General features: G+C 73.2%; 15 protein-coding genes. 7 read left to right on the forward strand and 8 right to left on the reverse strand.

The window, feature by feature from the left end; translation table 11 throughout:
• Window positions 1–68: 68 nt before the first annotated feature.
• From ABD944_RS37190 to ABD944_RS37200, 3 genes are all read right to left on the reverse strand, one after another.
• Window positions 69–1280 carry an AI-2E family transporter gene (locus ABD944_RS37190; RefSeq protein ID WP_345185226.1) on the reverse strand — a complete coding sequence of 404 codons (1212 nt, stop codon included), beginning with the start codon at window positions 1278–1280 and terminating at the stop codon, window positions 69–71.
• A gap of 118 nt (window positions 1281–1398) precedes the next feature.
• A complete protein-coding gene (locus ABD944_RS37195; RefSeq protein WP_345185229.1) occupies window positions 1399–4584 on the reverse strand; it encodes a DUF4132 domain-containing protein in 3186 nt (1061 codons plus the stop codon).
• 62 nt (window positions 4585–4646) lie between these two features.
• A complete protein-coding gene (locus tag ABD944_RS37200) occupies window positions 4647–5240 on the reverse strand; it encodes a TetR/AcrR family transcriptional regulator (protein WP_345185231.1) in 594 nt (197 codons plus the stop codon).
• 117 nt (window positions 5241–5357) lie between these two features.
• Between ABD944_RS37200 and ABD944_RS37205 the strand changes: the two genes are divergently transcribed.
• Both ABD944_RS37205 and abc-f read left to right on the forward strand, forming a co-directional pair.
• Window positions 5358–6179, forward strand: a complete 822-nt coding sequence (locus ABD944_RS37205; RefSeq protein ID WP_345185236.1) for an SDR family NAD(P)-dependent oxidoreductase — start codon at window positions 5358–5360, stop codon at window positions 6177–6179.
• Between the two features lie 41 nt (window positions 6180–6220).
• Window positions 6221–7855: a ribosomal protection-like ABC-F family protein gene (gene abc-f / locus ABD944_RS37210; RefSeq protein ID WP_345185324.1), complete on the forward strand. Its 1635-nt coding sequence runs from the start codon at window positions 6221–6223 to the stop codon at window positions 7853–7855.
• A gap of 24 nt (window positions 7856–7879) precedes the next feature.
• On the opposite strand, the gene ABD944_RS37215 is transcribed toward abc-f, so the two are convergent.
• Window positions 7880–8377: an aldo/keto reductase gene (locus tag ABD944_RS37215; protein WP_345185240.1), complete on the reverse strand. Its 498-nt coding sequence runs from the start codon at window positions 8375–8377 to the stop codon at window positions 7880–7882.
• A 161-nt stretch (window positions 8378–8538) separates the two neighbouring features.
• Between ABD944_RS37215 and ABD944_RS37220 the strand changes: the two genes are divergently transcribed.
• The gene (locus tag ABD944_RS37220) at window positions 8539–9033 is read left to right on the forward strand and encodes a DinB family protein (protein WP_345185242.1); all 495 of its coding nucleotides are present in this window, start codon (window positions 8539–8541) and stop codon (window positions 9031–9033) included.
• Between the two features lie 28 nt (window positions 9034–9061).
• On the opposite strand, the gene ABD944_RS37225 is transcribed toward ABD944_RS37220, so the two are convergent.
• On the reverse strand, window positions 9062–9259 hold the full coding sequence (locus ABD944_RS37225; RefSeq protein WP_345185244.1) for a hypothetical protein: 198 nt from the start codon (window positions 9257–9259) through the stop codon (window positions 9062–9064).
• An 11-nt stretch (window positions 9260–9270) separates the two neighbouring features.
• Entirely contained in the window at window positions 9271–9450 is a 180-nt protein-coding gene (locus tag ABD944_RS37230) for a hypothetical protein (RefSeq protein ID WP_345185247.1), read from the reverse strand.
• Window positions 9451–9545: 95 nt separating this feature from the next.
• Here ABD944_RS37230 and ABD944_RS37235 point away from each other — a divergent pair, with 95 nt between their 5' ends.
• Window positions 9546–10001: a MarR family winged helix-turn-helix transcriptional regulator gene (locus tag ABD944_RS37235; protein WP_345185250.1), complete on the forward strand. Its 456-nt coding sequence runs from the start codon at window positions 9546–9548 to the stop codon at window positions 9999–10001.
• Window positions 10002–10079: 78 nt separating this feature from the next.
• Here ABD944_RS37235 and ABD944_RS37240 read toward each other — a convergent pair whose 3' ends face one another.
• The gene (locus ABD944_RS37240; RefSeq protein ID WP_345185253.1) at window positions 10080–10331 is read right to left on the reverse strand and encodes a hypothetical protein; all 252 of its coding nucleotides are present in this window, start codon (window positions 10329–10331) and stop codon (window positions 10080–10082) included.
• A gap of 104 nt (window positions 10332–10435) precedes the next feature.
• The gene (locus ABD944_RS37245) at window positions 10436–10903 is read right to left on the reverse strand and encodes a YqeB family protein (protein WP_345185258.1); all 468 of its coding nucleotides are present in this window, start codon (window positions 10901–10903) and stop codon (window positions 10436–10438) included.
• Window positions 10904–11127: 224 nt separating this feature from the next.
• Between ABD944_RS37245 and ABD944_RS37250 the strand changes: the two genes are divergently transcribed.
• The 3 genes from ABD944_RS37250 to ABD944_RS37260 are packed head-to-tail and all read left to right on the forward strand — an operon-like array spanning window position 11128 to window position 13288.
• On the forward strand, window positions 11128–11721 hold the full coding sequence (locus tag ABD944_RS37250; protein WP_345185260.1) for a TetR/AcrR family transcriptional regulator: 594 nt from the start codon (window positions 11128–11130) through the stop codon (window positions 11719–11721).
• 16 nt (window positions 11722–11737) lie between these two features.
• On the forward strand, window positions 11738–12775 hold the full coding sequence (locus ABD944_RS37255; protein WP_345185263.1) for an NADP-dependent oxidoreductase: 1038 nt from the start codon (window positions 11738–11740) through the stop codon (window positions 12773–12775).
• On the forward strand, window positions 12776–13288 hold the full coding sequence (locus ABD944_RS37260) for a DinB family protein (protein WP_345185267.1): 513 nt from the start codon (window positions 12776–12778) through the stop codon (window positions 13286–13288).
• The last annotated feature ends 161 nt before the right edge of the window (window positions 13289–13449 follow it).

Consider the following 13449-nt stretch of genomic DNA (forward strand, 5'->3'; position numbering starts at 1 on the left):
GCGGGCGGCTCCCGTCCACGGCAATGCTCGACGATCCGTCCAGGACGCGGCCCCGATCCGGTAAAGCGTCAGCGCCGCAGCCACCGCCACCAGCGGCCGGGGGGCGCGTCCGGCTTGGTCAGGGGGTGCTCCTCCACCTCGTAGCGGCGCACGTACGCGCCGGCGAACGCCTGGAGGCTGGCGCCGAACGGGATCGCCAGCAGCACCCCGATGGGCCCGCCGACGGCGGCGCCGGCCAGGATGAGCCCGAACGCCACCGCCGGGTGCATGTCGAGGGTCCGGGCGGTGATGCGCGGCTGCAGCAGGTAGTTCTCGAACTGCTGGTAGGCGATGATGAACAGCAGGAGCCACAGGGCCGTGCTGGGCGACTTGGTCAGGGCGATGAGCACCGGCACGGCGCCGGCGAGGTAGGTGCCGACGGCGGGGATGAACTGCGAGACCACGCCCACCCACAGCGCCAGGGCCGCCGCGTACGGGACGCCCAGCCCGGCCATGGCGGCGTAGTGGGCGATGCCGGAGATGAGGGCGAGCAGTCCCCGGGAGTAGATGTAGCCGCCGGTCTTGTCGACGGCGATCTCCCAGGCGCGCAGGACCTCGCGCTGGCGTCGCGGAGGCAGCAGGGAGCAGACCGTCCGGCGGAACCGGGGGCCCTCGGCGGACAGGTAGAAGGTGAACAGCAGGACGCCGAGGGCGTTGAAGACGACGCCGACCGCGGTCGTGCCGAAGCCCCACACGTTCGCGGCGAGGTCCGACAGGTGCCGCGACAGCGCGTCGGTGACTGTGGGGAGCCGCTGGAAGACGGTGCGCTGGGACAGGTGGGTGCCGAAGGTGGCGTTCACCCATCCGACGAACCGGCGGACGTAGCCGGGGAATCCGCTGATCAGATGGTTGGCCTGGGCCGCCAGCAGCGATCCGATGCCGCCGAGGAACCCGGCCAGCAGCAGCCCCACGACCGCGAACATCGCCGCCGTGGCCACGCCGCGGCGCCATCCGCGCGCGGCGAGCCAGTTCACCGCCGGCTCGATCGCGAAGGCCAGGAACAGCGAGATCAGCAGGAGCAGCAGCAGTCCGCGCAGCCGCTCCAGCAGCCACAGGCCCGCCAGGAACGCCAGCACGCTCCCGCCGGCGAGCGCGAACGCCCGGGGCAGCCACGGCGGCATCTGGCGCGACCGCTGCGCGGCGGGCTCGGCGTCGTGGTCGGCGGCGGGGTCGTGGGGAGGGTCGGCGGCCGGTTCGTGGGCGGGCGTGGCGCCGGGCGGCTCGCCGGGCGTCTGCGGCATTCCTGCACGTTAACGGCGTCCGGGCGGGCATTCCGGGCGTCCCGCACCGCGGCATGGGCAAGCTTTGCCGGGATTTCAGCCCCGGCGCGCCCAGGCCCCCGCTCATGCCGGCGCGCCGTCATTTCTCGGTGACCGCGGTCAGTTCGGTGAGGAGTTCGCTGGCCTGGACGGCGTCGAGGGCGCCGGTCACGTGGACGCCGATCGTGACGATCTGGTCGGGGTCCCGGTGGCCGATCGCGACCGCGGGCTCGAAGCCGAGCCAGGCGGTGGCTCCGCCGGGCAGCGTGCGCGACATCCCGCAGACGATGCCCGCGTCGGCGGGCATCTCGTGCTCCCAGCCGTCGTGCTCCAGGCGCAGCAGCCGCCCGAGCGGGACCTCGGCGCCGTCGAAGCGGGCCAGGTGCCCTGTCCGGCGGTCGTCCTCGGTGAGGGCGTGCAGGGGGCGGTCCAGCTGCGGGAACGGCTGGGCGATCTCGTAGTCGGCGAACACCTGCGCCCAGGCGGCCAGGTCACGCGCGGGCAGGTCGAGGCGGTGCGCGACGCGGACGTGGGCGGCGTCGTCCAGGACGAGGACGTCGTCGGCGCAGTCGGCGAGCGTTCCGTCCTCGGCGACCCGGAAGGCCGTGCCGTCGCCGGTGAGCCACACCAGCCGCCGGACGATGTGGCGCAGCAGCGGGTGGCCGGCCAGGAGCCGCTGGAAGTCGGGCGCGGTCCACTCACGCCGCTGGACCATGGCGGTCTCCAGCCTGCGCACCTGCCCGGCCGCCACGGCGCGCACGTCCTTGCGCAGCGCCGCGAACCGCTTGTAGGCGGCGGGCGCCAGGTCAGGGTCGTCCTTGGCGCCTGGCTTGGGCAGGGTCTTGCGTGGTCTGCCCGTGTCGTCCAGGACGTAGGGCCGGAGCAGCTCGTCGAAGCCGACGGTGAAGCGCCGGGGCCCGTAGTCCAGGACGAGGGCGCTCGCGGAGTCGAGCCCGAGGTCGGGCACGAGGCGGTCGGCGAGTTCGTCCTGGGTGAGCCCGAGCCCGTCGGCGATCTGGTCGATCTTCTGGCGGGCGCGTTCCCTGAGGGTCTTGAACCGCAGTTTCTGGGAGATGCCGTGCAGGTGCATGAGGGCGACGTCGGTGCCGATCTCGGCGAGGACGTCCAGGCCGGCGGCGGCGTTCTTGTGGCGGCTCCGGCCGGGCCACTCGCGGATCAGCGGGGTGAGGCGGCGGGCGGCCTCGTCGCCGCCGAGCAGGCCGAGCTGGGTGAGGGCCCAGCCGTCCCTGGCCGGGTGCCCGGCCGCCTCCCACCGTTCGAACACCGCCCAGGAGAAGGCGGCGAGCGACTCGGAGTCGCAGGCGCTCCGCACCTCGGCGAGGTCGGGGCGCCCGCCGCCGGGGACCTCCAGCGCGAGCGTGAGCAGCAGCGCGCGCGTCGCGGCGGCCGGAAGCGCCCGGTCGCGCCGGACGGTCAGGATCTGCGGCAGCAGCGCCGGGTCGGCCCAGCCGCCGATCGTCGGGGGGCGCGGCGGGACGAGGTCGAGCGGGTCGGCGGTCATCAGGTCGGCGATCGCGGCGGCGGCGTGGTCGCCGTGGACGCGGGCGGCCTCGACGACCGCGTCCGCACCCTCGTTTCCGGCGATGTGCAGGAGCGCGAGCCGGGCCGCGCCGCGCTTCCGTCCGGCCGGGCCCAGCGCGGCGGGGACGAGGAGCAGCGCGGCGGCGGTCCGGTGGCGGGCGAACCAGGCGTGCGCGACGGGCCGCGCCGACTTCAGCCGCAGCGCCCAGTCTGCCATGAGCGCGGCGACGGCCGGGGTGAGGAAGGGCAGCAGGACTTCGCCGTCGGAGGCGGGCGCATCCGCGGCGGTCTTGATCAGCAGTGGGACGGCGTCCAGTTCGTAGCGGGCCGCGATCTGCTTCTTGTGCCAGGTGAGGGGCGGGTCGCCGGCGGCCCACTCGGCGAACAGGGGCCGCACCAGTTCCTCGGGGCCCTCGGAGAACAGCTCCAGCGTCTGCCAGTAGGCGAGCCGCCCCGCCTTGTGGTCCAGGATCCTGGCGGCCCAGTCGTCCTGGTTCCGCCGCATGCCGGAGGCGGACCACGACTCGCGTTCGCCGCGCGCCCAGCGGACGGCGTCGACGTCGGGCGGCACCAGACCCTCGATCACCACGGTGCGGTCTTCGCGGGGGCGGCGGCTCCAGGGCGGGTCGGCCAAGCATGCGGGCAGTTCCCGCGCCGGCGCGTCGGGGACGCGCGCCCGGCGTGCTTTCCCCTCGCGGGTGAGCAGGCGTTCCTCCAGAAGTTCGGCGGCGACCTTGGCGGGCTTGCCGGCGCCCGCCGCCGCGTCGCTCAGCAGCCGCGCCGCCCGCGCGGGGAACCGTTCCGCCGCAGCCGCCAGCGCGGGCCTGACGCGGTCTTGGTCGGCGCGCTCCACCAGGGCCTGGAACGCCTCGTCGGTGGGCAGGACCGCCAGCGCCTCGGCGGTGTTCCTGCGGACCTTTGCGCTGGACACGGTGTCGTAGGCGTGCACCAGCAGCGGCGCGAGGGCCGCGCCCACGCCGTCCACGGCGGTGGTCACCAGTTCGGCGTTCCCCGCCTGCCAGCCCAGGTCGCCGAGGCGGGCCAGCTGAGCCGGGGAGGCGACGGAGCACCACAACATCCAGGAGTACATGTGGGCCGGGAGGGCGCCGAGTTCGGCCAGAGACTCCTCGACCCAGTCTTGGCGGGTGGGCGCGAGGTAGGCGGTGACGGAGCGGAGCAGGGCGTTGTCGCGGCACTCCCCCATGCGCGCGACGGCTCGCTCGTACTCGGCGTCATCCGCGGCTGCGAGAACGGCCCGCATCCGGAGCAGCGCACCGCGCGTCACCCACCAATGGCCGTACTGCTCCTGCGGATCCCGCAGCCGGATCCACGCCTCGCTCCGCTCACCGTTCTCGATCCACCGCCACGTGGGCTCGGCCTTGATGAGACCGGTGACGGCGGCGGCGGCGAACGCGGCCCCGCGCTCGGCGCACCACGCGTCCACGAGCCAGGTGTGGGGATCCTTCTTCCAGGGCTCCTTGCGGACGGCGATCTGCCCGACGACCGCGGCGCCGAGCGGGTCGTCACCGCCGCTCAGATACCGCCGGGCCGCCGCGACGAGTGCGGGTTCGCTCTGAGGAGTGCGGAGCACGTCGTCGATGTCGGCCGACTGCGCGCGGATCTTCCCGGCGAGCGCGTCGCCCGCCGCCGGGTCGAGTCTGAGCGCGGTGCCGGGCGTGCCGCCCCGCCGCGGATGCAGCCTGCGCCGCCACGCCGCCGGAATGACCAACGTCTCCTCGTCCATGGCGCCTCACCGTAGGACCCGGCTCCGACAGGCCTGGGCGCCCATCGCCGCTCCGACGCCGATCAGGGGGCGAAGGCGCGGAGGGCGGCGTCGACGAGCGCGTCGGCGTACTCGGGGGTGAGCGGCCCCGACCGGTGCAGCCAGCGCTGGGTGAGCGGGGCGTACAGCACCTCCAGCACCAGGTCGAGGTCGGCGTCCGCGCGCAGCTGGCCCGCCCGCTGGGCACTGCGCAGCCGTTCCTTCTTGGCCCGGTCGAGGGGGTCGGCCAGCTTCTCGCGGTACAGGGCGGCCAGCTCGGGGTCCTCGATGATCTGCGTGTTCAGCGCGCGGAGAGGCGCCTCGAACCGCGGGTCGGCGAACTCGGCGACCGTCGCGCGCATGACGGTCTTCAGATCGGCCTCGACGTCGCCGGTGTCGGGCAGCCGGACGCCCTCCTCCCCCTCACTCAGCGCGAGGAACCCCTCGAAGACCACCGCGCCCTTGGACGGCCACCAGCGGTAGATGGTCTGCTTGCCGACGCCCGCCCGCGCGGCGATGGCCTCGATCGTCACCTTGGGGTACCCGACTTCGGAGACCAGTTCGCGCGCGGCGGCCAGGACGGCCTGCCGGGACCGCTCGCTGCGCCGTGCGGGATCGGGTGTTCTGGTACTGGACACGGGCGGGAGTATACCCCTAACGAGACGAGACGGTCCGTCTTGACAACGAGGCGGTCCGCCCCCATACTCGCTACGACGAGACGAACCGTCTCGTCTCTTGTGATCGAGGAGGGGTGCATGACGACCGCCCGCGTATGGTTCATCACCGGTGCGTCGAGAGGCCTGGGCCGGGCCTTCACCGAGGCGGCGCTCTCCGCCGGGGACCGCGTCGTGGCGGCCGCGCGCGACCTCTCCCCTCTCGACGGCCTGGCCGCCGGCCATCCGGACCGCCTCGTCCTGCTGCCGCTGGACGTCCGCGACCGCGCCGCCGTGCGGACGGTGGTGGATCGGGCGGCGGCGGCCTTCGGGCGGCTGGACGTCGTGGTGAACAACGCCGGCGCCATGCTGTTCGGCATGGTGGAGGAGGCCACCGAGGAGCAGATCCGCGACCAGTTCGACGTCAACTTCTTCGGCGCGGTCTGGGTGGCCCAGGCCGTGGTGCCGCACCTGCGCAGGCAGGGATCCGGCCACATCCTGCAGGTCACCACGATGGGGACGGGCGGCGGGATCGCGTCCGCCGGGTTCTACGCGGGGAGCAAGAGCGCGCTCGACTCGCTGAGCCAGGCCCTGGCGATGGAGGTGGCGCCCTTCGGGATCAAGGTGACGATCGTGCAGCCCGGCGGGTACGGCACGGAGCTGTTCACGCGGGGCACCACCGCCACCCGGCCGCTCCCTGAGTACGAGCCGCTGCGCGTCAGGTTGGCCGAGATGTGGGGCGAGGACGCCGGACCCGACCCGAGCACCGCGGCCCCGGTGGTCATGGAGCTCGCCGGTCTGGACGAACCGCCGCTGCGGCTGATCGTCGGCTCCGCCTCCTACGACATGGTCCAGCAGATGGACCGGGAACGCACCGAGCAGTACCGGGCCTGGGAGCACCTCAGCCGCAAGGCCCCAGGCTGACTCCCGCTCCCCGCCCGCACCGACCGGAAGGAGGTGGCGCTCTGCGCGCCCCTGCCCAACTCTCCCTCGACCAGATCACCAAACGCTACGGGACCCGCGCCGTCCTGGACCGCGTCTCGCTCACCGTCAGGCCCGGCGAGCGGCTCGGCGTCATCGGCGACAACGGGTCCGGCAAGTCCACGCTGCTCAAGCTCATGGCGGGCGTCGAGCGTCCGGACGGCGGCGAGGTCGTGGCCGTCGCGCCCGGCGGGATCGGATACCTGCCGCAGTCGCTCGCGCTTCCGCCGGAGGCCACCGTCGCCGACGCCGTCGACCTGGCGCTGGCCGGCCTGCGCGATCTCGAAGCCCGGATGCGCGCCGCCGAACGCTCGCTCGGCGCACCGGGCTCGCCCGAGCGGGCGAGCCTGGACGCCTACGCGGAACTGGTGGCGGAGTTCGAGGCGCGGGACGGCTACGAGGCCGACGTCCGCGTGGACCTCGCGCTGCACGGTCTCGGGCTGCCCGGACTCGACCGGGGCCGCCCGCTCGGCACGCTGTCCGGCGGCGAGCGCTCCAGGCTCGCCCTCGCCGCCACGCTGGCGTCCTCCCCCGAGCTGCTGCTGCTCGACGAGCCGACCAACGACCTGGACGACCAGGCCACGGCCTGGCTCGAACGGCGCCTGCGCGCCCACCGGGGCACGGTCGTGGCGATCACGCACGACCGCATGTTCCTGGAGCGGGTGACCACCGCCGTCGTGGAGGTCGACGGAGGGCGGGCGCGCCGCTACGGCGACGGGTACGCCGGCTTCCTCGCCGCCAAGGCCGCCGAACGCGCCGCGCAGGCGCGGGCCCACGAGGAATGGAGGACGGAGCTGGACCGGCATGCCGCGCTGGTGACCGCCAACGCGGGCCGGCTCGCCGAGATCCCGCGCAGGACGGCCAAGGCGGGCATGGGCACCGGCGCCTGGCGGGCGCGCTCGCGCACCCACGGCGCCGCCGGGCGCATCCGGCAGTCCCGGCAGCGGCTGCGGTGGCTCGCCGACCACCCCGCGGCGCCCCCGCCCGAGCCGCTGCGCTTCACCGCCGTCCCCGCCGCCCCGAGCGCGGCCGGGGGCGAGGTGGTCGCGCTCGACGGCGTGGTGGTGCCGGGGCGGCTCCGCCTGGAGTCCCTGACCGTCCGCGCCGGTGAGCGGCTTCTCGTCACCGGCCCGAACGGAGCGGGCAAGACCACCCTGATGCGGGTCATCGCCGGAGAACTGCGCCCGGACGCGGGCGAGGTGCGCCGGACCGGACGGGTCGGGTTCCTCCGGCAGGACGGGCCGGTCGGCGCGGGGCACCGGACCGTGCTCCAGGCCTACGCGCACGGACGTCCGGGCGCTCCCGACGAGTACGCGGACGCCCTTCTCGCCCTGGGCCTGTTCCGGTCGTCGGACCTGGGCCTTCGCCTCGGGGAGCTGTCCCATGGGCAGCGGCGCCGGGTCGAGCTGGCGCGGCTGGTGAGCGAGCCCCGGGACCTGCTGCTGCTCGACGAGCCGACCAACCACCTGTCGCCCATGCTCACGGAGCAGCTGGAGGAGGCGCTGGCCTCCTACCGGGGCGCGCTCGTGGTGGTCACGCACGACCGGCGCCTGCGCGCCGCGTTCACCGGCGCCCGTCTCGAACTGGCCGAAGGACGCCTGGCCTCACCGGTCGGCTAGGCCCTGCCGGACGAGCGGTCCGGCTCAGTTCGCGGGAGCCGACCCCGCTCCGATCTCGTCCAGCTCGGCCAGGTCCTCGGGAGAGAGGGAGAGTCCCGCGCCGGCGACGTTCTCGCGCAGGTGCGCCGTCGATGACGTGCCGGGGATGAGCAGGAGGTTCGGTGATCGCCGCAGCAGCCAGGCCAGTGCGACGGACATCGGCGCCGTCTCCAGCCGGGCGGCGACCGCCGAGAGCGCCGAGGACTGAAGCGGGGTGAAGCCTCCGAGGGGGAAGAAGGGCACGTACGCGACACCGTCGGCGGCGAGCCGGTCGATGAGCGCGTCGTCGTGGCGGTGGGCGAGGTTGTACATGTTCTGTACGCACACGATCGGCGCGACGCCCCGCGCCTCGGTCACCTGCTCCTCGGTGGCGTTGCTGACGCCGAGATGGCGGATCAGGCCCTCCCGCTGGAGTTCGACGAGCGCGCCGAACGCCTCGGCGAGCGAGCCGGGCCGGGGGCCGGCCTGGGCGCAGACGCACATGACACAGGTCCTCGAGAACCGCGAGGTCTACGACACCCGCCCCTCCTGACCGCCCGCTGTTTGCCGGAACCGCAAGGTTTCGTGCCGAGTCGCGGCGCCCCTGCCGAGACTGGCGGCGGGCCCACCGCGGGCCCGCCGCCCCGGCGAAGAAGGAGATCACCGTGCCCAGCACCACGCGCCGCGCCCGCCGCCGCGACACCCCGCCGCCCCGCACCGGAGGCGGCGAGGCCGAGACCCTGCGCGGATTCCTCGACTACCTGCGGGCCTCGGTCGCCGCGAAGGTCGAGGGCGCGCCCGAGCCGCGGGTGCGGGCGGCCGCGGTGCCCTCGGGCACGAACCTGCTGGGCCTGCTCAACCACCTGACCTTCGTCGAACGGTCGATGTTCCTCGGGGAGGAGGTCGCCGACTGGCAGGCGACGTTCCGGGCCGCGGCCTCGGACGGCGTGGACGAGATCGTGGCCCGCTACCGGGAGGCCGTCGAGCGCGCCAACGAGGTGCTCGACGGGTGCGCCGACCTCGGCGCGCCCGTTCCCCGGCCGGGACGTCCCGCCCCCAGCGTCCGCTGGGCGCTGGTCCACATGATCGAGGAGACCGGCCGGCACGCGGGCCACGCCGACATCCTCCGCGAGCAGATCGACGGCGCGACCGGGCGCTGACGCCCCGCCGGCGCCGTCGCACCGCGGCTCACAGCGCCAGGATCGCGAACAGCACCCCGCCGATGACGTGCGCGGCGACGGTCACCACCAGCGCGACGATGAGCAGGTTCTTGGCCACGGGGTGATCGAACTGGGAGCCGCGCGGGCCGCGCCGGTCGGAGTTCCTCAGGGCCTGCTGCTCCAGCTCGTCGATGGAGGGCAGGAAGGACGGTCGCTTGATGGCCATCGGCCTCTCCTTCAGTGCGCCAGGATCGCGAACAGCACCCCGCCGATGACGTGACCGGCGACGGTCAGCGCCAGCAGGGCGATGAACAGGTACCGCGCGGTGGGGTGCCCGAGCTGTCCGCGCTCGCGCACCGGCGCGAGCTCGGCCTGACGCTGGGCGATGCGCTCTTCCAGCGGGGCTCGGCGGAACACGACACCTCCATTGCCTACCAACAGTTGGTACACAAACCATTGCTGTACTCTTTATAACTGGCAGGTGCCCCCGAAGACATCCCTCTGGAGGACTCGTGGCCAGTGATCTGCGCGACATCGCCAACCCGCTGGCACTGGAGAACCAGGTGTGCTTCGCCCTGGTGGTGGCCTCGCGCACCGTGCTGGCGCACTACCGGCCGATCCTGGAGCCGATGGGGCTGACCCATCCGCAGTACCTGGTGATGCTGGCGCTGTGGGAGCACCGGCAGCTGTCGGTCAAGGAACTCGGCGCCCTGCTCCAGCTCGACCCCGGCACCCTGTCGCCCCTGCTCAAGCGGCTGGAGGCCGCCGACCTCATCCGCCGCGAGCGCGACAGCCGCGACGAGCGCCTGCTGGCGGTCACGGTCACCCCCGCCGGGCAGGCCCTGCGGGAGCGGGCCGAGAAGATCCCCGCCACCATCATGGAGCGCCTGGGCATGAGCATGGACGAGTTGCGGGACCTCCACGGCACCCTGACCCGCGTCATCGCCGCCGCCGGCGAGCAGGACTAGAGCCGCACACCGCGGGCGGTGCGCGGCCGCGGCGGATCTGTCAGGTCCGTCGCCCGGCGGGCACCGGCCGATCCGGGCTCACTCAGCCGTGATCTGTTCCCTGAAGGACCGCCACTCTTTCCAGCAATCCTCAGGCGAGATATCGGGGTACCCCCGGGACCGGTCAAGGCCGTGCGCGACGCTGAGCGGGACGGTCATACATACCGCGTTGTCGCGGACGGCGAGCACCTCCGCTTCCGTCAGCGGCGCGTTCTTCTCCTGCTCAGCCGCACGCAGCACCGCCACCAGAGCCGGCATGAAGACGGCGCGCAGCGGTTCGTCGTGGGACATCCGTTCTCCAGACTGGTCAGCTCGCACCTCAGGGTCGGAATGTCGGTTCATCCGACCGTCCCCAATTCAAGCAGCTGACCCGACGTCCCGCCGGTGGCATCGGTTCAGGTGGTGCCGTCGGGCGCGCGGCCCGAGGACGGGTAGCCGTGCCGGTCGAAGGCGTCGACCAGCCGCCGGCGGTCCAGGTCGCAGTCGTGGCGTGCGAGCTCCTGCCCGTCCCGGTCGAGCAGGATGAGCTTCCCGCCGGCCAGGAGCACCTGGCCGATCTCCTCCGACGCGAACTCCTGTCGCTCGTCTTTGCTGGTCAGGATCACGCGCTCGTCCGACACGGTCACCGTCAGGGCCTCGTGGCAGGCGATGGCGCCCACCACGAATCCGGCCGCCGCGCCCGCGGCGGCCGCGACGACGGCGGACCAGGGACCGGGGAGCATGGCCAGGAGTTTGATCGGCCCTATTCGCGGCAGCCAGGTATGGGCCGCGGTCCATTCCCAGACCAGTTCGACGAGCCCCGCGATGACCGTCCCGCCGACGATGCACACCAGCATGACGACCAGCGGGGAATCGGCGACCACACTGACATCGGTCGTGGGAGACGTCGGGCGTTGACGGGAGTCCATACCGGCAAGCCTGCCGTCGTCCGCGGAGCCGCGGAGCCTCCGATGGTCGACTCCCCCGCGACCAAAGTCGCGGCCGATCCGACCGGTCAGCGGCCCTCCGGCAGCGCTTCGGCCGACAGGGGATCATGGATTTTTCACATACGGCGATGTATGCGGATACGGTGATGTATCTTGGCAGCATGGCACGGGAGACGCGCGCCGAGCGCCGGCAGCGCACGCGCGGGGAGCTGGTGGAGTCGGCGATGCGGCTGTTCGCCGAGCGCGGCGTCGCCTCGACCTCGGTCGAGGCGATCGCGGAGGCGGCCGGGTACAGCCGGGGCGCCTACCACAGCAACTTCGAGACCAGGGACGAGATCCTCGACGCCGTCGTCGCCCACGTGGTCGGGAGCGTGGGGCCGGAGCTGGTCGCCGTGCTGCGCGGCCAGGGCGGTGTCCTGGACCGGCTCGCGGCCTATGTCCGCGGCTTCCTTCTGTACTGCGCGCGGCGGCCGGTGGAGACGCGCGCCCTGGTCGCGGTCGTGGCGCACCGCACCGCGACGGCGGCCGGGGGCTACGAGGAGCTCGTGGCGGCGTCGCTCTCCGACGTCGTCGCGCTCCTGGAGGAGGGGCAGCGCAGCGGCGAGCTGCGCCGCTTCGACCTGGTGATGATGGCCTCGATGCTGCGCCGCACCCTCGATGCCGAAGGACTGCGGGTGGCCCACGGCGCTCCCGTCGACGCCGTCGGCGACGAGCTGATCGCCACATTCGTCCGAGCGACGCGCTCGGCCCCCTGATCGAGAGGCTGAAGTCATGCCCGTGCGGACCTTCCGCGAAATGGTGCTCCGTGAACGCCCGACGGGCGGGATCACCCCGGGCACGTTCGCTGAGCGGCGCAGCCCCATGCCGGTACTCGACGACGGCGAGGCCCTGGTCGAGGTCGTCTGGCTGGGTATCGACGCCACTCAGCGCACGTGGCTCAACCCCGGCGCCACCTACACGGCGCCGGTCGGCATCGGCGAGGTGATGCGCGGCAGCGGTGTCGGGCGTGTGGTGGCCTCACGGAACCCGGCGCTGCCGGAGGGGCAGTGGGTCTACGGCGACCTCGGCTGGCGGGAGTACGTCGTGGCGCGCGAGGGCGGCCTGTTCGGGGTCAACCCGGTGCCGGAGGGGATCGATCCGCGTCACATGCTCACCGTCTTCGGCGTCAGCGGGCTGACGGCGTTCGTCGGCATGTCCGCCGTCCTGGACGTCACCGACGCGGACACGGTGCTGGTCACGGGCGCGGCGGGCAGCGTCGGCTCCCTGGCCGGGCAGATCGCGCGGCTTCTGGGCGCCCGGGTGATCGGCACCGCCGGCTCGGCCGAGAAGGTCGCCTGGGTGAGGGAGGTCGCGAAGTTCGACGCCTGTGTGGACTACCGCGCCGAGAGCGTGCCGGACGCGTTGCGCGAGTTCGCGCCCGACGGGCTCACCGCCGTCTTCGACAACGTGGGCGGCGCGCTGCTGGAGAACGCGCTGGATCGGCTCGCTCTCCGGGCGCGCATCGCGCTGTGCGGGTCGATCTCGTCCGGCTACACGGCCGCGGGATACGGCGCGGGCCCCGCCAACTACATGCAGCTCGCGTTCCGGCGCGTCCGCATGGAGGGTTTCGTGTTCTACGATCATCAGTCCGTGTTCCCTGAGGCGCTCTCCCGTCTGGCCGGCTGGGTCTCGGCGGGCGACCTGCGCTGGGCCGAGGACGTCATCGACGGCCTCCCCCACGCCCCGGCCGCGTTGCAGCGTCTCTTCGACGGCGCCAACCTCGGCAAGCAGTTGGTCAGGGTGAAAGCCGCCGAAACCAAGGTGGACTGAATGACCGAGGTCAAGCAGGTGCTCCAACAGCAGCTCGACACCGCTTGGGCGCTCCTCGACTACCACGTGCGGCAGTGGCACGACGACGACCTGTTCTGGGAACCGGCGCCGTCGCACTGGACCATGCACCGGGTCGAGGGCGGTTGGGCCCCCGACTTCGCCGACGTCGAGCCCACTCCCGTCCCGGCCCCGACGATCGCCTGGCTGACCTGGCACATCGGCTGGTGGTGGTCCACGGCACTCGCTCATCTGAAGCAGACCGACGTCCCCGCACGCGAAGACATCGCCTGGCCGGGCACGTGCGCCTCGATCACCGAATGGCTGGGAGAGATCCACGAGGCGTGGCGGACGGCGCTGTCGGCCACCGACCGCCTCGACGACCCGTCGGCGTTCCCCTGGCCCGAAGAGGCGGGCCGCACCGTCGCCGACATGTGCGCGTGGGTGAACATCGAACTCACGAAGAACGCCGCCGAGATCGGCCAGCTACTGATCATTCGCAACGCACGACGCTGACCGGCGCACCGTTCACTGCGGAGCTGCCGTGTCGTCGGACCGCCGGCAGACGGCGTCCCGGAAATCTCTTCGAGGAATTCCGGGACGCGGTGTCGGATCGGGGCGGAGGTGTTCGTAGCAGGAGTGAGGCCGCCCGCGAGGGGCGGCGCCGAGGCGAGGAA

Origin of the sequence: Actinomadura verrucosospora (assembly GCF_039540335.1) — a bacterium.
Classification (GTDB): domain Bacteria; phylum Actinomycetota; class Actinomycetes; order Streptosporangiales; family Streptosporangiaceae; genus Spirillospora; species Spirillospora verrucosospora.